The sequence below is a fragment of the Streptomyces broussonetiae genome (assembly GCF_009796285.1).
Lineage (GTDB): Bacteria > Actinomycetota > Actinomycetes > Streptomycetales > Streptomycetaceae > Streptomyces > Streptomyces broussonetiae.
Genome location: NZ_CP047020.1, coordinates 9,636,264 through 9,655,469, shown reverse-complemented (window position 1 = coordinate 9,655,469; position 19,206 = coordinate 9,636,264). Strand labels below are relative to the sequence as shown.

Annotated in this window: 20 protein-coding genes and 4 pseudogenes; 12 read left to right on the top strand and 12 right to left on the bottom strand. The window is 68.3% G+C overall.

Features of this window, described 5'->3' with window-relative positions:
- Nucleotides 1-692: 692 nt before the first annotated feature.
- Nucleotides 693-1,547 (top strand): pentapeptide repeat-containing protein, encoded by an 855-nt coding sequence (locus tag GQF42_RS44270; RefSeq protein ID WP_158929493.1) that lies wholly within the window; start codon nt 693-695, stop codon nt 1,545-1,547.
- Nucleotides 1,548-1,560: 13 nt separating this feature from the next.
- On the opposite strand, the gene GQF42_RS44265 is transcribed toward GQF42_RS44270, so the two are convergent.
- The 4 genes from GQF42_RS44265 to GQF42_RS44250 all read right to left on the bottom strand — a co-directional run bounded on the left by GQF42_RS44265 (nt 1,561) and on the right by GQF42_RS44250 (nt 4,982).
- Nucleotides 1,561-2,969 (bottom strand): IS3 family transposase gene (locus tag GQF42_RS44265; protein ID WP_407699472.1). Its coding sequence is split into 2 segments (ribosomal slippage): nt 1,561-2,603 and nt 2,603-2,969, totalling 1,410 coding nucleotides; the frame shifts between segments, so codons are not numbered across the junction.
- Nucleotides 2,966-4,150, bottom strand: a complete 1,185-nt coding sequence (locus GQF42_RS44260) for an SDR family oxidoreductase (protein ID WP_199273005.1) — start codon at nt 4,148-4,150, stop codon at nt 2,966-2,968. The genes GQF42_RS44265 and GQF42_RS44260 overlap by 4 nt, the downstream gene beginning before the upstream one ends.
- Nucleotides 4,135-4,569 (bottom strand): GNAT family N-acetyltransferase, encoded by a 435-nt coding sequence (locus tag GQF42_RS44255; protein WP_158929491.1) that lies wholly within the window; start codon nt 4,567-4,569, stop codon nt 4,135-4,137. Before GQF42_RS44255 ends, GQF42_RS44260 begins: the two co-directional genes overlap by 16 nt.
- The gene (locus GQF42_RS44250) at nt 4,566-4,982 is read right to left on the bottom strand and encodes a YbaK/EbsC family protein (RefSeq protein WP_199273004.1); all 417 of its coding nucleotides are present in this window, start codon (nt 4,980-4,982) and stop codon (nt 4,566-4,568) included. Before GQF42_RS44250 ends, GQF42_RS44255 begins: the two co-directional genes overlap by 4 nt.
- Before the next feature lie 215 nt (nt 4,983-5,197).
- Between GQF42_RS44250 and GQF42_RS44245 the strand changes: the two genes are divergently transcribed.
- On the top strand, nt 5,198-5,506 hold the full coding sequence (locus GQF42_RS44245) for a hypothetical protein (protein WP_158929487.1): 309 nt from the start codon (nt 5,198-5,200) through the stop codon (nt 5,504-5,506).
- Here GQF42_RS44245 and GQF42_RS44240 read toward each other — a convergent pair.
- Nucleotides 5,503-6,315: a LysR family transcriptional regulator gene (locus tag GQF42_RS44240; RefSeq protein ID WP_158931332.1), complete on the bottom strand. Its 813-nt coding sequence runs from the start codon at nt 6,313-6,315 to the stop codon at nt 5,503-5,505. The two genes, GQF42_RS44245 and GQF42_RS44240, sit on opposite strands and share 4 nt — an antisense overlap.
- Before the next feature lie 29 nt (nt 6,316-6,344).
- On the bottom strand, nt 6,345-7,583 hold the full coding sequence (locus GQF42_RS44235; RefSeq protein WP_158916897.1) for an IS110 family RNA-guided transposase: 1,239 nt from the start codon (nt 7,581-7,583) through the stop codon (nt 6,345-6,347).
- 393 nt (nt 7,584-7,976) lie between these two features.
- On the opposite strand from GQF42_RS44235, the gene GQF42_RS44230 reads away from it, so the two are divergent.
- Genes GQF42_RS44230 through GQF42_RS44220 form a run of 3 tightly spaced genes read left to right on the top strand, consistent with a single transcriptional unit; the run spans nt 7,977 to nt 9,816 of the window.
- Nucleotides 7,977-8,861, top strand: coding sequence for an NAD(P)H-binding protein (locus GQF42_RS44230; protein ID WP_158929485.1), 885 nt, complete (start codon nt 7,977-7,979; stop codon nt 8,859-8,861).
- Nucleotides 8,858-9,364 (top strand): SDR family NAD(P)-dependent oxidoreductase, encoded by a 507-nt coding sequence (locus GQF42_RS44225; protein ID WP_158929483.1) that lies wholly within the window; start codon nt 8,858-8,860, stop codon nt 9,362-9,364. Before GQF42_RS44230 ends, GQF42_RS44225 begins: the two co-directional genes overlap by 4 nt.
- Complete coding sequence (locus GQF42_RS44220) at nt 9,361-9,816, top strand: hypothetical protein (protein ID WP_158929481.1); 456 nt, start codon at nt 9,361-9,363, stop codon at nt 9,814-9,816. The genes GQF42_RS44225 and GQF42_RS44220 overlap by 4 nt, the downstream gene beginning before the upstream one ends.
- Before the next feature lie 186 nt (nt 9,817-10,002).
- Here the strand turns inward: GQF42_RS44220 and GQF42_RS46775 are convergent, their stop codons facing one another.
- Nucleotides 10,003-10,359 (bottom strand): hypothetical protein, encoded by a 357-nt coding sequence (locus tag GQF42_RS46775; RefSeq protein WP_233273719.1) that lies wholly within the window; start codon nt 10,357-10,359, stop codon nt 10,003-10,005.
- A 184-nt stretch (nt 10,360-10,543) separates the two neighbouring features.
- Here GQF42_RS46775 and GQF42_RS47095 point away from each other — a divergent pair, with 184 nt between their 5' ends.
- Nucleotides 10,544-10,675 (top strand): hypothetical protein, encoded by a 132-nt coding sequence (locus tag GQF42_RS47095; RefSeq protein WP_267906169.1) that lies wholly within the window; start codon nt 10,544-10,546, stop codon nt 10,673-10,675.
- Nucleotides 10,668-10,802 (top strand): annotated as a pseudogene (locus GQF42_RS44210) (ATP-binding protein); the annotation flags it as partial. The gene GQF42_RS47095 and the pseudogene GQF42_RS44210, both read left to right, overlap by 8 nt.
- Nucleotides 10,803-10,824: 22 nt before the next feature.
- Here GQF42_RS44210 and GQF42_RS44205 read toward each other — a convergent pair.
- The gene (locus GQF42_RS44205; RefSeq protein ID WP_158929479.1) at nt 10,825-11,121 is read right to left on the bottom strand and encodes a hypothetical protein; all 297 of its coding nucleotides are present in this window, start codon (nt 11,119-11,121) and stop codon (nt 10,825-10,827) included.
- A 351-nt stretch (nt 11,122-11,472) separates the two neighbouring features.
- Nucleotides 11,473-11,778 carry an integrase core domain-containing protein gene (locus tag GQF42_RS44200; protein ID WP_375994027.1) on the bottom strand — a complete coding sequence of 102 codons (306 nt, stop codon included), beginning with the start codon at nt 11,776-11,778 and terminating at the stop codon, nt 11,473-11,475.
- 21 nt (nt 11,779-11,799) lie between these two features.
- On the opposite strand from GQF42_RS44200, the pseudogene GQF42_RS47940 reads away from it, so the two are divergent.
- The 3 genes and pseudogenes from GQF42_RS47940 to GQF42_RS44185 form a co-directional block, all read left to right on the top strand.
- Nucleotides 11,800-12,353: pseudogene (locus GQF42_RS47940) on the top strand (IS5 family transposase); the annotation flags it as partial.
- Between the two features lie 71 nt (nt 12,354-12,424).
- Nucleotides 12,425-12,931: a DUF6624 domain-containing protein gene (locus GQF42_RS44190; RefSeq protein WP_158929475.1), complete on the top strand. Its 507-nt coding sequence runs from the start codon at nt 12,425-12,427 to the stop codon at nt 12,929-12,931.
- 67 nt (nt 12,932-12,998) lie between these two features.
- Nucleotides 12,999-14,003, top strand: a pseudogene (locus tag GQF42_RS44185) (IS110 family RNA-guided transposase); the annotation flags it as partial.
- A 193-nt stretch (nt 14,004-14,196) separates the two neighbouring features.
- Here the strand turns inward: GQF42_RS44185 and GQF42_RS44180 are convergent.
- The 3 genes from GQF42_RS44180 to GQF42_RS44170 all read right to left on the bottom strand — a co-directional run bounded on the left by GQF42_RS44180 (nt 14,197) and on the right by GQF42_RS44170 (nt 16,910).
- On the bottom strand, nt 14,197-15,450 hold the full coding sequence (locus tag GQF42_RS44180) for an RNA polymerase sigma factor (protein WP_158929473.1): 1,254 nt from the start codon (nt 15,448-15,450) through the stop codon (nt 14,197-14,199).
- Between the two features lie 10 nt (nt 15,451-15,460).
- Nucleotides 15,461-15,862: a YciI family protein gene (locus GQF42_RS44175; protein ID WP_158929471.1), complete on the bottom strand. Its 402-nt coding sequence runs from the start codon at nt 15,860-15,862 to the stop codon at nt 15,461-15,463.
- A gap of 220 nt (nt 15,863-16,082) precedes the next feature.
- Entirely contained in the window at nt 16,083-16,910 is an 828-nt protein-coding gene (locus tag GQF42_RS44170; protein WP_199273003.1) for a helix-turn-helix domain-containing protein, read from the bottom strand.
- A 114-nt stretch (nt 16,911-17,024) separates the two neighbouring features.
- Between GQF42_RS44170 and GQF42_RS44165 the strand changes: the two genes are divergently transcribed.
- Both GQF42_RS44165 and GQF42_RS44160 read left to right on the top strand, forming a co-directional pair.
- Complete coding sequence (locus GQF42_RS44165) at nt 17,025-17,885, top strand: alpha/beta fold hydrolase (protein ID WP_233273717.1); 861 nt, start codon at nt 17,025-17,027, stop codon at nt 17,883-17,885.
- Between the two features lie 188 nt (nt 17,886-18,073).
- A pseudogene (locus tag GQF42_RS44160) lies at nt 18,074-18,917 on the top strand (IS5 family transposase).
- The last annotated feature ends 289 nt before the right edge of the window (nt 18,918-19,206 follow it).

The window sequence follows — 19,206 nt, the reverse complement described above, 5'->3', positions numbered from 1 at the left end:
TCTCGCTATCGGCCTTCCGGCGCCGCCCACTCTTGGCGTCGAAGCGAATGAACCCGGACAGCACGCCGCTGCCTCGGGTTCGACGTAATTCGGGGGTTCTGGAAGTCCAGCGGAGATGAAGACGCAGGACATCGGCTTGCAAGAGGCAGAGAAGACCCTGCTCAACCCCGGAGTGGACCTGCTGTTCTTCGACACCACCAGCAGCTATTTTCGAGCTGGAAGAGCCCGATGAGCCCGTGGCCCGCGACGACGCCGGCCACAGCCTTGAGCTCCTGAGGCGGGATGACACTGCCGTACTGGACCGCGTCGCGCTTCACCGCCTGGACCATCCGGGACTGGCCGACCAGCTGCGCCCATGTCTTACGACAGGAACCGAGGACAGCTGACAGGTCTACTGGGCAGCCAACATCGCCCGAACCTGCCCCCATCCTGAACTGAACGGCGATCTCCTGGACGTCGCCGAGGACACGGATTGTCACCCCGAGGTCCGTGTCGCGGCCTTGCGCGGCATCACTGCCCTCAAGCTCTGCCTCTGGCCCCAGCAGCAAAGTTGCGGTCCGAGCCGCGTGCTGCACCCAGCCCTCGTGCAGGACTGCCTCTGATGTTCCTCAAACCTCGGTCCGTGCCGTACGACGCGGGGCAACGTAGCAGCAGAGCAGCAGACACTCACGTGAACTCGGGGGTGCAGTGACATGCAGAAGCCCGCTCAGCGTGTGCGGCCGATCTCATGGTGGTGGGCCCTGCTGGCCGTTGCACTTGTAGCATCCGCAGTCGCCGTGTCATTGACGGTGATGCTGGCCCAGACCGAAGGGCTGCACGGCGCGCTGCGGGCTACGGCCCGCATCGACGCGATCAAGACGGCGCTCACCGTCGGTGCCGGTACTGGCGGTGCTGCTGCTCTGCTGCTGGCACTGCGCCGCCAGTGGTTGAGCGAGCATACTCATGTGCGGCAGGAAGTTGCGGACGCCATCTCGGAGTTCGATGCGAGAGAACGCCGCATCACCGAGTTGTACACCGCTGCGGCCGGGCAGTTGGCCAGCGACAGTGCTCCTGTACGACTCGCGGGCCTGTATGCGCTCGAGCGTCTTGCCCAGGACCACCCCGACCACCGGCAGACCATCGTCAACGTGATCTGCGCCTATCTGCGGATGCCGTTCTCGTCGCCACGGCCTGCCGAGCTGAATGCTGCGGAGTCGTGGGAGCAAGAGCGCGTCGTGCGTATCACGGCTCAGGGAATTCTCACCAGCCATCTCTACGTCGGTGGAAGCCGCGGGGACGACGCGTCCTGGCCCCTGAATCCCTCTCCCCAGGAACCGAAGTTTTGGCCCGGCATGGAACTCGACCTCTCCGGGGCCGTACTCCTCGACTTCGAGTTCACGGGCCGACGCGTGGAGATGGCTACCTTCGACGAGGCACGATTCGTCGGTACAGCCAACTTCGCCCACGCGGAGTTCACCGGCCATGCGAGCTTCGACAAGGCACATTTCGAGCAGGGCCGCGGGCACTTCCTGAGCGCTTGGTTCGGCGGTAGCTGTCAAGTCAAATGAAACGAATGTGCGGCTATGAACTGTGTTGCTGTGGTTCGCGTCGTCGGGCGGGGTCGTTGATCCACGCCTGTTGGGGAATCTTCGGCGGCACCGGCCGGCTGTTGAAGCGTTCGGGGTGCTGCTCGTAGGCGGTGATGAGGGTGGCCGCCCGTTGCTCGCGGACGAGTTCGGCGGTGCCGAAGTGGACACTGGCGGGGGTGTGGTAGCCGATCCCGGAATGCCGGTGGACGTGGTTGTAGTGCGAGATGAACGCCTCCATCCACTCCCGTGCGTGGGTGAGGGAATCGAAGCGTTCTGGGTAGTCGGGCTGGTATTTCGTGGTGCGGAACTGGCTCTCGCTGAACGGGTTGTCGTTGCTGACTCTGGGCCTGGAGTGGCTGCGGGTCACGCCGAGATCGAGGAGCATCTGGGAGACTTGCTTGCTGGTCATCGAGGTGCCGCGGTCGGCGTGCACGGTGTGCGGCACGATGCCGTTGCGGTCGATCGCCTCACGGATCAACTCCTCGGCACGGGCGGCGGATTCGGCCGCCTCGACGGTGTGGCCGACAACGTAGCGGGAGTAGATGTCCAGGATCACGTACCCGTGAAACCAGACGCCCTTCGCCGGACCCGCCAGATGCGTGATGTCCCAACTCCACACCTCGGATGGGCCGTCGGCCACGAGCTCGGGGACCGTGCGGGGCGGGTGGGTGGCCTGACGGCGGCGTTCACCGTCTTGCCCGGCCTCCTTCAGGATCCGGTACATGGTGCGCTCGGAACAGTGGTAGCGGCCCTCGTCCAGCTCACGTGCGTAGATCTGCGCGGGCGGCAGGTCCACGTATTCGGGCCGGTTCATCAACGCCAGCACGGCCTGCCGCTCGGCCGGTGTCAGGGCGTTGACCGGCGCGGGACGTGGGGCTCTGGGCCTGGCCGGGAGGGGGTTCAGCCGCCGGTGGTGGGTGGCTCGGGAACGGCCGGTCAGGCGGCACGCGGCCACGATGCCCACGTGCGGGGCCAGGCGATCGACGGCCTCGTGGAGAAGCGGCTCCAGGGCGTCCTTCAGTCCGCGCTCTTGGAGAGTGCTTCCAAGAGCGCGTGTGTTTTTCCCAGCACCTCCAGTGCGGCGTCCCGCTTCGCGACCTCCTTCTCCAGCCGCTCCACCTGCCGCCGAAGCTTGTCGTTCTCCGCCTCGGCGGGGTGCTTCTTCGGCCGTGCGGGGCTGGTGCGGTGGTCGGTCAGCCTCTCCAGCGCGCCGGCGTCCCTGGCCTGGCGCCACTCGATGATGTGGGAGTGGTACAGCCGCTCCCGGCGCAGGACCGCGCCTTTGTCCCCGGTGGGGGCCGCGTCGTATTCGGCGACGATGCGCAGCTTGTACTCGGGGGTGAAACGGCGGCGCTTCGGCTTTGGCGCGGGATCTTGCCCGGAGGGCTTGGTGCTGGTCATGCGGGAGGTGCTCCTGTCGTACCCGCCCACAATATCTGATCATTTCGGGGCGTCTCACCCGACGATGTCAGAGACGGCGGACTGAGTGTCTCCTTCATCGGAACCGGCTTCGGGAGCGAGCAGGCCGTCTTCGACGGCGCCACGTTCACTGGCATGGTCTTCTTCCACGAAGCGGTTCTGCCGGGCGGCAGCTCCTTCGAGGCCGTCCGCGGGCTCGCCGACTTCAACCGAAGTTGGGGCTCCGTTCGGCAATGGCCCGACGGCTGGACGGAACGCCCGCTGGAAGCCGACGAGCACATGCCTCTGCTCGAGCCGAGGTTCAGCCGCTGGCCCGAGACCAATCTGCCGCCGGGCTCCTCGACATGGACTCTGATCGTTCCGAGATAGGGCTCCCAGGCCGTGCCCAATGAGGTGGGGGATCCAATGCGCAGGTGTGGGGTCACCTTCGAACCAGGGCTGGCCGCTTTCAAGGTTCTGTGAGCAATCTGGTGAATGCCGAAGTCAAGGGGCCGTGTCGACGGAAATGGCCTGCTCGGCGATCGCTTCCGGGGAGTTCTTGGGACCGGTGACATGCGCGGCCATGTCGTGTCGAGGTATCCGCAGTGCACGCCGACGACGAGGACGCCGGTGTCGTGGAGTTCGCCGCGGATCCCGTTGGTCAGGGCCCAGGCGGCGGCCTTGGAGGCGCTGTAGGAGCCCATCGCAGGGTTGGTGAACCAGCTCGCGATGGACAGCACGTTGACGATGGCGCCGGGCGAGTTGTCTGTCAGCAGTGGGGCGAAGGCTCGGCACATGGCGAGCGTGCCGAAGTAGTTGACCTCCATCTCGGTGCGGGCGGCGTCCAGGTCGGGCGCGGCCAGCAAGGGGCTGTCGGTCAGGACGCCGGAATTGTTGCCCAGCAAGGTCACGTCGGAGCACGTCCCAGCCGCCGCGGCCACCTGGGCGGAATCGGTGATGTCGAGGCGGACCGGGATCACGCCGGGCTCGACGACCGACCGCGGGTCGCGGGCCCCGCCGTAGACGCGCTGCGCGCCGTGTTGCAGGAGCAGCCGGGCCATCACCTGCCCGAGCCCCCGGTTCGCGCCGGTCACCAGTGCCGTTGCCCCCTGGATCCGCATGGTTTCAACCCCCGTCTCGCCCGGCCGATTCGTCGGCGGTTTCCCGATCACGTAGTGGACCATGTGAGGTGAACAGCGGTCTCGTGGAACCCGAGAGCGCGATAGAAGCCGGCCGCTCTGCGGGTCGGCACGGTCACCTCGACGTCCTTCGCTTCCTGGGCCTTTGCCTGGACGGCCCTGATCAGCGCGGAACCCGTACCGCGGCCGCGCAGGGGCTCGGCCACGGTGAGTTCGAGCAGTGCGAGGATGGTTCCGCCGGCGAACAGGGTGGGCATGCGCAGCGCGAGCAGGTACCCAACCACGCATGAGTCCTGCTCGGCGACCAGGAACTCGGCACTGCCGTCCGAGGCGGCCTCGATGATCCGGGGGAACGTGGCGTCGTCGAAGACCTCTCGGTCGGGCCGGTAGCTCGTCACGAACCCGCTCAGCAGACGGTAGATGTCATCGGCGTCCGAGGCCGTGGCGTCGCGGACAGTCGTCATGCCGGCCCATCCGGCGGGAAGCCGACGATCGACGCCGTAGCGGCCTCCGGGACAGCGGCCATGAGTTCCGCCGCCTCGACCTCGATGCTGCGGTCGGGCCGGCCACTGCCGCAGTGCACACGTCCCAGGCTGCTGACCGTCTCGTCGAACACCACCAGCGCAGCCCGGTCCGCGGACACGGGGCACACCCCGCCCGGCTGCATCCCCGCCCGCGCCAGCCGCCCGGCATCGGCGGGAGACAGCTCGCCTCGGCGGATCCCGGCCGCGCGGGCGAGGGCGCCGTACCTCAGCCGTGCATGGCCCGGCAGCGCCGCCAGCACGAGGCGGTCCTCCGGGGTGACGAATGCGAGGGTCTTGACGGTTCGCTCCAGCGGGACACCCAACGCGGCGCAGACCTCCAGAGGGCTGGTCACGTGAGGGTGCTCGTGCAGCCGGAAGGACACACCGAGCGAAGCGAGGGGCGCCGGTGGACCCATGGGTGCGAGGCCATTCGACAAGCTCGCAGTTCGGTACGAGGCGACGGTTCACGTCGCGGCGATCCACCGGTGGTTGTGAGCCGTCGGGCGGCCAGGCGGCCGTGCCATGCTGGCCACCAGCACTTCGAGCAGCACACGCATGGGGAGGTCCGGTGGCCGCTGATTTCTACTGCGCGGACAGCGAGAACGGCGACCACGTCGACGACCCGTCCGAAGACGCCCTGTTCGAGCTGGTCAGCGACCTGAACGGCACAGACAACACCTTCGTCGTCATCCAGCCCGACGAGGACGATCCCGCCTGGTTTGCCTCCGTCGCCGTCCTGGAGACGGGCGGCTACGAGATCGTCCGGCGTGACACCAGCCGCCGCGAGCACGACGTCACCGTCGAGACAAGCATCGACCAGATAGCGGGCGACCTCACCAAATGGCTGGCCACCCGCGCCACCCAAAACACGGCCTAGTCGCCGCGGAGCGCCGTGGTGGCGATGTCCAGGAAGGCCAGGACCAGTGGTTCGCGGGTGGTGGTGGGGGCCACCAGGCAGGTTTCCTCGGCGGGCACGTCGGTGACCGGGATGTGGGTCAGGTCGGGGCGGGAGTAGGTGCGGGCGACGCTCAGTGGGACCAGGGCGATGCCGTGGCCGGAGGCGATCAGCTCGAACTTCTCCTCCGCGGAGGTGGTGCGGCGGCGGGTCGGGGTGTCCAGGACCGGTTCGCCCTCCAGGTCGGCCAGGGTCAGTTCTTGACGGCTCGCCAGGTGATGGCTGGTCGGGAGGCAGGCCACCCGGGGTTCTCTGCCGATCGAGACCATGGACAGTCCCGTGTCGTCGAAGGGGCGGCGCAGGAAGCCGACCTGGGCGCGGCCGTCGCGCAGCGGGAGGTCCTTCTCCCACCAGTGCGCCGGGACGACGTCGATCTCCACCTCCGGATGGTGCTCTCCGAAGGCGCGGATCGCCTCCGAGACATGCAGTCCGGGAGCGAAGGCGACCATCAGCCGCCGCACGCCCCGGTCGGCGTCCCGGACGCGCCGCAGCCCGGCCTCCACCGCCGCCAGAATGCCCTTCGCCTCCTCGTGCAGCTGATGCCCGGCCGCCGTCAGCTCCACCCGGCGCGTCGTCCGGTTCAGCAGCGTGCACCCCAACTCCTGCTCGAACGCCCTGATCTGCCGGCTGAGCACCGGCTGGGCGATGAACAACTGCTGCGCCGCCCGCCCGAAGTTGCCGTGCTCGGCCAGCGCGACGAAGTAGCGGAGCTTGCGCAGATCGAGACTCATGCCCTCAGACATCCGAGCTTCGTAGGAAGTCAAGTAGCAGCAGGTCCGACTGTCGTCGCGAGGGCTGGGAACGCCTTCGCCGGGTCGAAGTTCTGGCCGGTGGCCAGGCAGTGATGCAGGCAGCCGAGGAGGCGGTTGAACAGGTTCCTCATAGCGGCGGTGTGTCGGTCTCCCCGGGCTCTGCGCCGGTCGTAGTGCTCTTTGACCTGTGGTGAGGGCAGTGCTCCAAAGATCCAGACGTAGCCCGCGGCGGCCAGCCTCTGGTTCTTCACTCGCCGATGGTGCACGGCGTGACTCTTGCCACTGGCGACAGTGACCGGGGCGGCTCCGGCGTATGCCTTCAAGGCGCGTGCGTCGCGGAACCGGGAGCGGTCGTCGCCGATCTCACCGAGGACGCGGGCACCGGTCAGCGGGCCGATGCCGGGGAAGCTGCTGATGATCTCGTTGTCCGGGTGCTGAGCAAACGCGTCGGCCGCGGAGGCCGCGAGGTCGTCCGCAGCCCGGCAGGCCGCGTCAAGCTGGAGTACGAGAGCAGCGGTCTGACGCCCTATCGCCTCTTCCACCAGCGGGAGTTGATGGAGGTAGTCGCTGGTGAACACGGTCTTCAGACGGTCAGTCCAGGCATCAATGTTGCGCTGCCGCCCAGACTTGCGCAGCAGTGACCGCAGCTGGGTGCGGGTCAGCCGCGCGGCCGTCGCCGGGTCCGGCGCCGCGGAGAGCACGGCCCGTGCTTCCCGGGAGTCCAAGCCGACGCTCCGGGCCTGGAAGGCGACCAGTGCAGCCGGGAAGTACTGCTTGAGGTGGGAGCGGAGCTGGTTGTTCAACTGGGCCCGGTTCCAGACCGCGTCCTGCTGGGCACGGGCGAGAACGGAAATGGCCTGCGCCAGCTCGGAATCCGCCGGCAGCGGCCGGTGGACGTCGGCATCTGTGCGCAAGATGTTGGCCAGCGCCATGGCGTCGGCATGGTCGGACTTTGCCCGGGCGACACGGTGACGCTCGCGGTAGCGGGCGACCGCCATCGGGTTGATCGAGTACACCTTGCGGCCGGTGGCGCGAAGGCAAGCGAACAGCAGACCGCGGGCGGTCTCGACCGCGACGGGGATGGGCTCCTGTGGGCTGTCTCCCGCCTCGGCCAGCATGCCGAGCAGCTGGCGGTAGCCCTCCGCATCGTCGTTGATGCGACGCTTGGCGACGAGCTGTCCGGCCTCGTCCACCAAGGCCACGTCGTGATGGCTCTCTGCCCAGTCGATTCCGCAGGTGATTGCCAACTCTGGCCCTTTCTCCCGGAGTTTGCCCAACGTGTGAGCCTGTGCGGGGTCACGCAGCGACCTAATAGGAGGGCTCGGCGGCCCGACATCCGATGAGCTGTTCGTGGCCCCAGCTGGCCGCACGCTCCCGGTCTTCGGAGAGAGCTCTGGGGCTCGCGTGTTGAGGAGCGGGTGGTCGTACGGACGGCTCGGGTCACGATCATGAATGCCCTGGTGGAGGCGATCGATACTCACTCGCAAGAGTGCACGGCGACGGAGCCCTCTGCCTGTGGAAAGGAGTCAGGGCTCCGGGTATTGAGTAGGGGTCATCCGGCGCCGTGCACTGCTATTAGGGTATCGAGCGGCAGCAAAGGGTATTGGACGCCCGAAACGCCAAGGCCGAGACTCGAAGGCATGATCGTAGTCACCACTCCCACCGGAAGTATCGGCAGCCGGCTGCTGCGCGACCTCCTGGACCGGACCGACGAGCCGGTCCGTGTCGTCGTCCGGGACCCCGCCCGGCTCCCCGACGCGGTCCGCGACCGCCTCGACACCGTCACCGGCTCGCACGGCGACCCCGCCGTGCTCGACCGCGCCCTCGCCGGCGCCGACGCCGTCTTCTGGGTCGCCCCACCCAACCGCCAGGCGCCCACCCTGGACGCTATCTACGCCGACTTCACCCGCCCCGCCGCCAAAGCCTTCGCCGCCCATGGCGTCGGCCATGTCGTCAGTGTCTCCGCGCTCGGCCGCGGCACCCCCGTCGCCGACCGCGCCGGGCTGGTCACCGCCTCCCTCGCGATGGACGACCTGATCGCGGCAAGCGGCGTCGCCCTCCGGGCCCTCGCCAACCCCAGCTTCATGGAGAACCTGCTGCGCCAGACCGCCTCGATCCGCGACGACGGCGTCTTCACCGACACCCTCCCCGCCGACCTCAAGGCCCCCGTCGCCAGCACCCGCGACATCGCCGCAGCCGGGGCCCGGCTGCTGATCGACCGCAGCTGGACGGGCACCGGCGAGGTGCCGGTGCTCGGCCCGGAGGACCTCTCCGCCGCAGACCTGGCCCGCATCATGAGCGAGGTCCTCGACCGCCCGATCCGCTACCGCCGGCAGTCCCTGGAGGACTTCCGCGCCGCGCTCCAGGGCCACGGCACGGGAGCCCTCGTCGAGGGCTATGTCGCGATGATGCGCGCCAAGGGCGAGGGCCTCGACAACGGCGTGCGTCGCACGGCGGACACCGCGAGTCCCACCACCTTCCGCACCTGGTGCGAGGAGGTCCTCAGGCCGGCGGTGGACGCATGAGCAGCACAGCCCCGACCGCTCTGATCGCCGGTGCCTCCCGCACCCTGGGCCTCGGCCTCGCCGCCGAGTACGCGCGCCGCGGCCGGCACGTCGTCGGCACCGTTCGCGGCGACACCCGCACCGGTCTGCACGACCTCGCGGACGCCTCCGACGGCCGGGTCACCGTCGAGCAGCTGGACATCAACGAACCCGAGCAGATCAACGCGCTCCGCGACCGGCTCGCCGGACGCAGCCTCGACCTGCTCTTCCTCAACGCCGGCATCACGCGCGGCGACCTGTCGATCGCCGACGTCCCCACCGACATGTTCACCGACCTCATGGTCACCAACGCACTGGGCCCGATGCTCGTCGCCGAGGCGCTGCGCCCGCTGGTCGGAGGCACAGCGCGAGCTGATCACCGACGAGGGAACAGGCAGACCGCCGACAGCGTCATACCCGGCAACAGCCATGAACAGCCAGCGTCAAACAACTATGTGACAAGGTGTCAGGAGTACTGCACATGAACCGTCTCGCCCGAATCCGCTCCCGCTACGTCATCAGCGGCTTAGCCGCGGCGATGATGGCCGTTGGCGGCCTGCTCGTCAGCAGCCCCGCAGCCTCGGCCAGTCCCAACTTCCCAGTCGGCAGTCCCAACCCCACAGTCAACACTCTCCCATTCGAACTGGAGATCAGTGGGGTCTTCCAGGAGTACGACTACAGCGTTGATAGCCTCACCCACAACTCGGTCGATGTGACTCGCGGTCCAGTTCGTTCGCAGCTCATCAACAACCTGGCCGGATGCAGGACGAGGGCTCACGTCCTCAACCTCGTAACCATCAATGATTTCGGCGCCCCGGTGCGGTCCTTCAACCTGTACAACGCGTGCGTCGTGCGAGTCACCACCGCGGCCGGTCAAGAGAAGGACACCATCGGGTTCTCGTACATGACCACCACCCCACAACCGGCCACCTCCTAGCGCAGTTGGCTCCCAGCATCGGGGAGTAACTGCCACGCAGCGGTGAGGGTGGTCGGTGTCCGCGGGCCGTACGAACTGCACCGACCGCTCTGCCCCACACCCCAGGCGTGATGCGTGATCGGATCTCGGGCAGGGCCGGGTGAACGAGGGAGGGCGCGCGACCATCCATGATCACGTTGATACCACTCAGCATGATCGTGAAGGCCGCTCCCGCATGCCATCCTGCCCGACCGGGTCATCGCCGCGCTGAACGAGCTGGGGGAGGTGGCGGCGGTGTACTACCGCCGCCCCGCCTCCTGCGCCGCCCGCTACCAGCAACTGCCCGCCCAGCAGCGCGACTTCTGTACCGCCGAGGGCCGCCACGGGCTCGGCGGCATCCTGAACCACCTGCACGGCGCAACCTACGTCAACCACCCCGGTGCGGTTACGGCTGCCGACTTCAAGCCCGCCCAGCTCCAGCTCGCCACCCAGCTCGGCCTTGCCATCCCGCCGACGCTGGTCACCAATGACGTCGAGGAGGCCCGGAAGTTCGCCGCCGATCACGCACCCGTGATCTACAAGACGTTCCGCGGTCTGCCCACCGGCGAGGACGGGCACACCGGCGCGATCTGGGCCCAGCGCGTCGACCCAGACACCTTCGACGACTCCATGCAGGTGACAGCCCACCTGTTCCAGGCTGAGATCCCCAAGACCGGCGACGTGCGCGTGACTGTGGTCGGCCCGGAAGGTGTTCGCCCAGCAGATCGCCGCGCCGGACGGCGCACTGGACTGGCGCCGAGGCGACTGGGACCAGCTCCTCCACTCCCCCATCGCGGTGCCGGCGCCCGTCGAGGCCGCACTGAACAGCTACTTTCGGTGACGAAGTCCTCGCCACCGCGATCCTCGACCGGCTCCTGCACCACTGCGACGTCGTCGCGATCACCGGCCCCAGCTACCGACTCAAGAACCGCCTCAAGGCCATCGAACGGGACACCAACGCCGCCTGACCCAGGAACGCGGGCCCCTGTCCTAGCGGGCGGGGAGACCGGCCCGGAATCGCCAGTAATCCGCATCACGAGGGTCTGCCAGCCAACCCACCAACCGGTCGACGCCGGCCTGGAATGCCTGACTCAGCGATGTCTCGCCGTTGATGATCAGGTGGAGCGCATCGACATCATGGGTCGCGTGGCCAGTGTCGCACCAACAGGCCACGCTCACTGCCGCGCTGACCGACAGCTCAGCGTGGTCCGTCCAGGCCACATCCAGCAGGAATTCCAGCTGATCGCCCCGCTCGGCCTGCTCGGTGGTCCCTGCGAGAAGGATCACGGAGGCCCCCGGCCCTGCGCCGGGGAACACCGATGGGTTGGTTCCCACAGCCACGTCGGCTCGGCTTCTCTGGTCCTTGCCGCTTCGACGACCAGGGCTGCACATCGCAGGGATTGCACCTCAGCAGCCGAGAGCCGCGGAAAAGTGTTCCCAGAGGGACAGCCTCGAGGGAGCCACGGGTCATGACCATGAGCCCGATCATCGGTCCTCTCATGTCCAGACCACAAGGAGCATGGCCTCCCGCCCCGCCAACCCACAAGCCGGGGACGTTCATTCGTTCCGAGCTGGCCGCATCGGAGAGTACGCGGACAGGTGGTCCCTCACCCGCGAAAGTGGACACGTTTCATGTGTTTATGCGGCGAGTGTCATGGTAGGCGACTGTTGCTCGTGGTGGTGCTCGCAAGCGACGGAGCTGAGCTGTCCGTTCGCTGAGTGGCGGCGCCTGGTGTTGTAGCGGGTCAGCCGGCGAAAGACCTGGTGGCGGCAGTCGGCGGGGCCGTCGTAGCGTCGTGCGCCTTGGAGGGGTTCCCGCTTCAGCGAGGCATGGAAGCTCTCGCAGGCGACGTTGTCCGCACTCGTGCCGACGGCGCCCATGGACCGAGTGACGCCCAACTCCACGCAGAAGTCGGGCGATCGGCACGCCCTTGGGGGAACCATGCCAGCGGGAAAAGACTCACGCCCCGGCAGCACCGCCCCGATGAGGGGCTCGGACGTTCCCGGGGTGGCCTCACTTGCAAGATTCACCTCGCCAGAAAGGCGGGTGCCGTCCTCTGGCCCTGCTGATCAGTCCGGGATAGTGGGGCGACGCCCCGCAACTCATCCCCGTCATGGAACACATACATGTCGGCCGGCTCAGCGGCGGACGCCCCCACACCGGACCTGACCACCTCGGCGGCGACAAGGCCTATTCCTCCCGGCGTGACCGCCGCTACCTGCGATGACGGCAGATCAAGCACACCATGCCCGAGCCGAAGAACCAGCGGGTCAACCGCCAACGCCGCGGCAGCAAGGGCGGACGGCCCACCGGCTTCGACCACACGATCTGCAAGCGCAGAAACGAAGTCGAGCGGACGATCGACGCCCTCAAGAGCTTCCGGGCCGTGGCCACGAGGTTCGACAAGCGTGCCTATGTCTTCCAAGGCACCGTGACCGTCACAGCGATCCGGCTCTGGCTCCGGGGTAAATCCATTATCCCGGTGCGGCGAGGCGCCTGTCACCGTTCTCCGGAATGATCTTTACGTCCGTTTTACACCTCTAGCCTTGCGGGCGGACACAAAGCACGGTTCTGACCTGGGAGTTGAGAGTGGCGCACGACGTTGCCGCGCTGGCGGTGGAACTCGCGGACATGGCTGCGGCCGATCACCAGTCCGCATTCCGCGCGAACAGCGACGACCCTGACGAGCAGCTGGCGTGGCGACGGCTGACCGCCCGGCACGGTGACCGGCTTGACGAGATCATGGAGGAATACGGCTGGCCAACGGCGGAACTGGTCGGCGAGGAGGCCGCACGCGCGGCATGGCTGATCGCTCAGCACGCCGACCGGCAGCTCGACGTGCAGCGTCGCGCCCTCCAGCTGATGCAGCGGGCAGTGTCGGTGGGCTCGGCCAGCCCCCGCGAGCTGGCCTTTCTGCACGACCGCACGCTGGTCAATGAGGGCCGCAAGCAGGTCTACGGCACTCAGATCGCCGGTGTGAAGGACGGGTCACCGGTTCCGTGGCCCTGCGAAGAGCCCGAGCGCATGGACGAACTCCGTGCAGAAGTCGGCATCGAGCCCTTCGACGAGTACGTCGCCAAGTTCTCCATGGCATGACGCCCGCTTCCCAGTCGCGTCCGGTGGATCACTGCCCGGCCTCACCTGCCGCGGGCCATGATCCGCCGGACAGACCCCAGCCATCGCGATCCTCCTCGACCACGCCCAACCGGTGCTCTACATCTCCGGCCGGGCCAGCCATCGCGCGTCCGAAGGCTGTCGCGGCGAAGGCAAGACCGACGCCAAGGACGCCGCCGCCATTGCCGACCAGGCCCGCATCCGCCGCGACCTGCATCCCTTACGGGCCAGCGACGAGACTGTCACCGATCTGAAGATCCTCACCAGTCGTCGTACGGACCTGGTCGCCGACCGCACCCGAACCGTCAACCGGCTCCGGGCCCAACTCACCGGCATGTTCCCTGGCCTGGAGCGCGCGCTCGATCTCAGCAACACCGGCCCGCTCATCTTGCTGACCGGCTATCGGACGCCAGCCGCCCTCCGCCGGATCGGCCGCAAGAGGCTGGAAACGTGGCTGCGCAATCGCAAGGTGCACCGCGCCGACCAACTGGCCGAGACCGCCTTCCAGGCCGCCGAGCGCCAGCACACGAGCCTGCCGGGCGAAAGGCTCACTGCCGGGATGGTCCACACGCTGGCGGCGGAGGTGATGGGCCTCAGCCAGCAGGTCGCCGAACTCGACAAGCTCATCCAGGCTCGGTTTCGCGACCACCACGACTTCGAAGTGATCACTAGCATGCCGGGCCTGGACGTCATCCTCGGTGCCGAGTTCCTAGCCGCCACCGGCGGCGACATGGCTATTTTAGGTACTCCCGACCGGCTCGCCGGCTTCGGCGGTGTCTCCCCCGCGCCCCGGGACTCCGGAAAGATCAGCGGCAACCCGCGGCGCCCTCAGCGGCACAACCACAGGCTCCAGCACGTCTTCTACACCTCGGCTCTGTTCAGCATCCGACGGTGCGAGGAGTCCCGCCTGTTCTATGACCGCAAACGCGCCGAGGGGAGGCGCCACACCCAGGCCGTCCTCTCCCTTGCCCGCCGCCGAGTCAACGTCCTCTGGGCGCTTCTGAGGGATGGACGGCGCTACGAACACACACCGCCCACCGCCCTCGCCGCTTGACAAACGGCATGAGGAATCGGTGGCACAGGACACCGTTGACCTGTCGCGACGAAGGCTGAGCCATCTGTCCCGTCTCCAGAGATTTGGTCCCTGTCTCAGGTGGCGTGGTGCGATTCGCTTGCGATCTCAGGCAACTTGGAACGCCGGCGTCCGTAGCTGTCCTGCCTCACCCAACACAGCTTTGACTGGTGGCTCACCTTCCCGCTCGCGTGGCCAGTCGGGCGGCGCACAGGCTGAGGTGGTGCCGCTCCGGGAGGCTGGCGGTGCGGCGGGCGGCGGCGCGGTAGTCGGCCATGGCAGCCTCCCGGTCCCCGGCGAGCTGGTGCAGGTGGGCGCGGACCGCGTACAGCCGGTGGTGGCCTGCGAGCGCGGGCGGCGGGTCGGCGAGCAGGGCGAGGCCGGCGGCGGGGCCATCCACCATGGCGGTGGCGACCGCACGGTTCAGGGTGATCAGCGGATTGTCGGAGATACGGGTGAGCACCCCGTACAGGGCGAGGATCTGCGGCCAGTCGGTCTCGGCGGCGGTCGGCGCCTCGTCGTGGACGGCCGCGATCGCGGCCTGCACCTGGTACGGGCCGACCGGGCCGCGCGGCAGGGCGGCGGTGATCAGCGCGACGCCCTCGGCGATCGCGACGGTGTCCCAGCGGCTGCGGTCCTGCTCGGCGAGCGGGACGAGTTCGCCGTCCGGGCCGGTACGGGCGGGCCCGCGCGCCTCGGTGAGCAGCATCAGCGCGAGCAGACCGGCCACCTCGGCGTTGTCGGGCAGCAGCGTGTGGACGGACCGGGTCAGGCGGATCGCCTCCCGGGAGAGTTCGACGCGCCGCAGCTCGGGGCCGGTGCTGCTGGCGTAGCCCTCGTTGAAGATCAGGTAGAGGACGTGCAGCACCGCGTCCAGCCGGGCCGGCCACGCGGCGCTGTCCGGCATCCGGAACGGCACCCCGGAGGCTTTGATCCGCTGCTTGGCCCGGCTGATCCGCTGGCCCATGGTCGCCTCGGGGACGAGGAACGCCGCGGCGATCTCGCCGGTGGTCAGCCCGCCGACCGAGCGAAGGGTGAGCGCGATCGCCGAGGCCGGCGACAGCACGGGGTGGCAGCACAGGAACAGCAGCGCGAGGGTGTCGTCGTGCGCGCTCTCGTCCCCGGTGTCGGCCCCGGGGGCGGAGCGCCGGTCGGCCGGGACCTGACCGGCCACCAGCTCCTCGCGCCGACGGCGGGCCTGCTCGCTGCGGACCTGCTCGGTCATCCGGCGGCTGGCGACCTGAACCAGCCAGCCGCGCGGGTTGCGCGGCACACCCTCGGCCGGCCACTGCATGGCGGCGGCCAGCAAGGCCTCCTGGACAGCGTCCTCGGCTGCGGCGAAGTCCCCCCAGCGGCGGGTGAGCACGCCGGCGACCTGCGGCGCGAGCGTGCGCAGCAAGTCGTCGACGGTTGGTTCGAAAGTCGTCATACAGGGATGTTCACAGCTCGGTGGGCGGGGCCGCCATGATCTGGCGCACCTCGATCGGCATGTTGAGCGGCCGCCCGCCCGGGCCGGGGGCGGCGGAGACGGCAGCGGCGATCTCGATCGCCCGCTGCTCGGTGTCGCAGTCCACGATCCACCAGCCGGCCACCCACTCCTTGGACTCCGGGAACGGGCCCTCGGTAACGACCGGCGCGCCGCCGCTGTGGGAGCGCACGATCCGGGCGGTCTCCGGCATGGCCAGGCCCTGGGCGTCGACCAGCTCGCCGGCGGCGGCGAGGCCGGCATTGGTCTGCTTCATGAACTGGATGTGGGCCTGGATCTCCTCGGGCTTCCACTCGTCGAGCTTGGGGAAGTCGACGTTCTTCTCGCTGAACTGCATCAGCAGCATGTACTTCATGGTCCTGCTCCTCGTGCGTCGTGCCGCCCCCGGGCGGGGCTCTCACGGGTAGGTAGAAGCACGCCCGGCGCTTTCGACATCCTCGGCGAGAATCCGCGAAAAACTTGGAGGTGGCGCAGATAGGCGCGCCGATGCAGTGAGGCGAGTACGGAGTTCCGGCGATCACGGGTTGTGACACTCCGTGATTATGGATGTGAGTGCCCTTCTTGAGTGCACCTCCTCACTCGACGGCTGCCGCCGCCTTCCATGCGCCTGGGCGCATGCCTGTCGCCTTGTAGAAGAACACCGAGAAGTTGGATGCGTCGGGGAAGCCGAGCGTGGCAGCGCAGCGGGCTGCGGTGAGGCGGTCGTGCGCGAGGAGCCGTTTGGCTTCCAGGATGATCCGGTCGACGATGTATGCCTTCGCGGTGCGGCCTGTGGCCTGCTGCACCGCTCGTGAGAGGGTGCGGGGCGCGTATCCCAGAGCGCGGGCGTAGTAGCTGGCGTCGTGGTGGTTACGGAAGTGCGTCTCGACGCTGGAGCGGAACAACCGGAACACCGGATGTGTGAACCGTGCTTCGGCGTGCGAGGGCCGCAGCCGGGCGATGAGCGCGGAAAGCAGGATTTCGGGCAGCTCCGTGGAGAAGTCCTCGGGTGGGGCGGATGCTTCGAGGAGGAGATGGTTGCGCGCGGTGTCGACGAACAGCCAGTCGGCGTCGGGGATGCTCCAGTGCGCGGCCAGGTCCGGGGAGGCGACGAGCTGCCGGGTGGCGTGGGTGACCGGCGCTGTCGGCACGAACAATACGAGGTGCCCCGCCACATCGCCGATGTCGTCCCACCGGTGCACCGCTCCGGGTGGAATCCACACCGCGGACCGCCCGGTGAGCGGGTGGTGGAGGAAGTCCACTGTGACCGAGCCGTGTCCGGCGTCGATGACGGCGAGGACGTGGAAGTCGGCGCGCTGGGTGCCTCCGTCGTTCAGCTCGCGAAGGCGGTCGAACGTCATGGTCTCGACCGCGGCGGCGCGGCGCCCTGCGGGCTGGTAGGTCATCTGCCGAATCATGGTCACGTGTCCAGTTTTCACTATCGGGCGACCAATCACGCCGATGCCCCGTCCGGGTGCAGAAGTTTCAATGAACTCACAGGGCAATCGCTCAGAAGACTGATTGGAAGAAGAGCCACCATGAGCATGACGCAGCAGACGCTTCTGCCCGTTTACGACCACCGGCCGGGGACCGGACCGACCTTGGTGTTCCTGCACTACTGGGGTGGTTCCGCCCGTACCTGGGACCTCGTCGTCGACCGCCTCGCGGGCCGTGACGTGCTCACGGTCGACTTCCGCGGGTGGAGCCGGTCGAGCGCTCTGCCCGGCCCCTACACGCTCGGTCAGCTCGCCGACGACACGCTCGCCGTGCTCGCTGACGCGGGGGTCACCGACTATGTCCTGGTGGGGCATTCGATGGGGGGCAAGGTCGCACAGCTGGTGGCGGCCATCCGGCCCGTCGGCCTGCGTGGCATCGTCCTCGTCGGCTCCGGCCCGGCGAAGCCCGCCGCACAGATCACCCCCGAGTACCAGGAAGCCCTGTCGCACGCTTACGACTCCGCCGATTCCGTAACCGGGGCGCGGGACCACATCCTCACCGCCACCGAGCTGCCCGCATCGGTCAAGGCGCAGATCGTGACCGATTCGCGGACCGTCACCGACGCCGCCCGCACCGAGTGGCCGCTGCGCGGCATCGCGCAGGACATCACCGAGCACACGCGCATGGTCAGCGTTCCCGCCCTCGTCGTCGCCGGAGAGAACGATCAGGTCGAACCCGTCGACGTGCTCCGGGACAACCTGGTGCCCTACCTCTCCCAGGCCGACTTCGTGGTGGTCCCGCACACCGGTCACCTGATCCCGCTGGAAGCCCCGGCCGACCTTGTCGAGGCCATCACGGCCTTCGCACCAGGAGATCCCGAACCGGGACTCGAAATGGGGCACGGCAACGGCCCGGCAGCGACTCGTTCACCGTCTCGGAATCGTCAGCCAGATGACCACTGACGGCAGTGAGCTCAACGGCCTGGGACAACGCGACGCGGCCGTCAAGGGAGCCATGCTCACTCGATGGCCCACGCTTCAACCACTGCCTGTGCAAAGGCCGTAAGGCGTCAGCCCGCAACCTGGCCTACGACGTGGTCTCGAACCACAAGCCATAGAGTTGCGACGCTCTGTGATCACTGGGAAGACCTGTGCTCGCGCTGCCCTCATGGCTGACCGAACCCCTCTGGGATCAATTCGCGGTCCTGCTGCCCGAGCGGCCGGAGTTCGACCCGGACCATCCGCTCGGCTGCCACCGCCGGCGCATCAGCGACCGGGTCGTCTTCAACAAGCTGCTGCAGTTGCTGCGCTTCGGCTGTTCTTACGAGGCGATCGCCGACACGACGTGCTCGGCCACCACGATCCGCAGCCGCCGCGACGAGTGGATACGACAGGGCGTCTTCGCCCGGCTCAAGCAGATCGCGCTGGACTCCTACGACCGGATCGTCGGTCTCGTCCTCGACCAGATCGCAGTCGACGGCTCCGTCACCAAGGCTCCCGGAGGCGGCGAGGTGGCCGGGCGCTCCCCGGTCGACCGCGGCAAACAGGGCCTGAAACGCTCGGGCATGACGGTCGGATACGACATTCCCCTGGGTCGTGTCCTGGCCGGCGCCAACCGCCACAAACTCTCCGCTGCTCGCCCCGACTCTGGACCGTCTGAACGGCCTGGGCCCGCTGCCCGAGGACGTCACCGTGCACCCGGACGCCGGCTACGGCTCGGACAGGACCCGCACGCTGCTCCACGAACGGCGTTTGCACGGCCGCATCGCGCACAAGGGCGAGAAGGTGCCGATCAAGGCGAGTCGGCGGTGGCACGTCGAGCGCACCCCCGCATGGCACAACGCTTTCCAGCGGCTCGCCCGCTGCTACGAGCGGCCCACCACCGTCATCCACGCCTTCTTCGACCTCGCCGACACGATCATCACCATGCGAAGCCTGATCCGGCGTGCATGGACCACTCACCGCTGGGACGAACGCCCGAATCGCCGACCATGACCGCACGCCTATCCGTGCGACCTCTTAGCTGCCCCCACGGGGACGAGCCCGCAGCAGCCCCACGACCCGCAGGGCCTGCGCGGCCGCAGCAACCGTGCCACCGGCCGACCACCGTCGCGCCGGCACGCTCGGTGTGTAGAGCTGGCATCGACGTCGATATCCCCTCGCGCACGATCTGCGCGGCCATCCTGCGACCGGCGGGCACCAAATCGGTCGACCGACCAGGCGTGGTGTCAGTTCGAAACGCCTCCGCTGGACCAGATCAGCTGAGACGCCACGGGCATCCGCC

Excerpts from the sequence above, each read along its gene's own strand:
- GQF42_RS44240 (WP_158931332.1), bottom strand. The coding sequence starts at position 6,315 with ATGAGTCTCGATCTGCGCAAGCTCCGCTACTTCGTCGCGCTGGCCGAG.
- GQF42_RS44175 (WP_158929471.1), bottom strand. The coding sequence starts at position 15,862 with ATGAAGTACATGCTGCTGATGCAGTTCAGCGAGAAGAACGTCGACTTC.
- GQF42_RS44220 (WP_158929481.1), top strand. The coding sequence starts at position 9,361 with ATGAACCGTCTCGCCCGAATCCGCTCCCGCTACGTCATCAGCGGCTTA.
- GQF42_RS44225 (WP_158929483.1), top strand. The coding sequence starts at position 8,858 with ATGAGCAGCACAGCCCCGACCGCTCTGATCGCCGGTGCCTCCCGCACC.
- GQF42_RS44270 (WP_158929493.1), top strand. The coding sequence starts at position 693 with ATGCAGAAGCCCGCTCAGCGTGTGCGGCCGATCTCATGGTGGTGGGCC.
- GQF42_RS44200 (WP_375994027.1), bottom strand. The coding sequence starts at position 11,778 with ATGGTTCCCCCAAGGGCGTGCCGATCGCCCGACTTCTGCGTGGAGTTG.
- GQF42_RS44165 (WP_233273717.1), top strand. The coding sequence starts at position 17,025 with ATGAGCATGACGCAGCAGACGCTTCTGCCCGTTTACGACCACCGGCCG.
- GQF42_RS44255 (WP_158929491.1), bottom strand. The coding sequence starts at position 4,569 with ATGACGACTGTCCGCGACGCCACGGCCTCGGACGCCGATGACATCTAC.
- GQF42_RS44230 (WP_158929485.1), top strand. The coding sequence starts at position 7,977 with ATGATCGTAGTCACCACTCCCACCGGAAGTATCGGCAGCCGGCTGCTG.
- GQF42_RS44180 (WP_158929473.1), bottom strand. The coding sequence starts at position 15,450 with ATGACGACTTTCGAACCAACCGTCGACGACTTGCTGCGCACGCTCGCG.
- GQF42_RS44260 (WP_199273005.1), bottom strand. The coding sequence starts at position 4,150 with ATGGTCCACTACGTGATCGGGAAACCGCCGACGAATCGGCCGGGCGAG.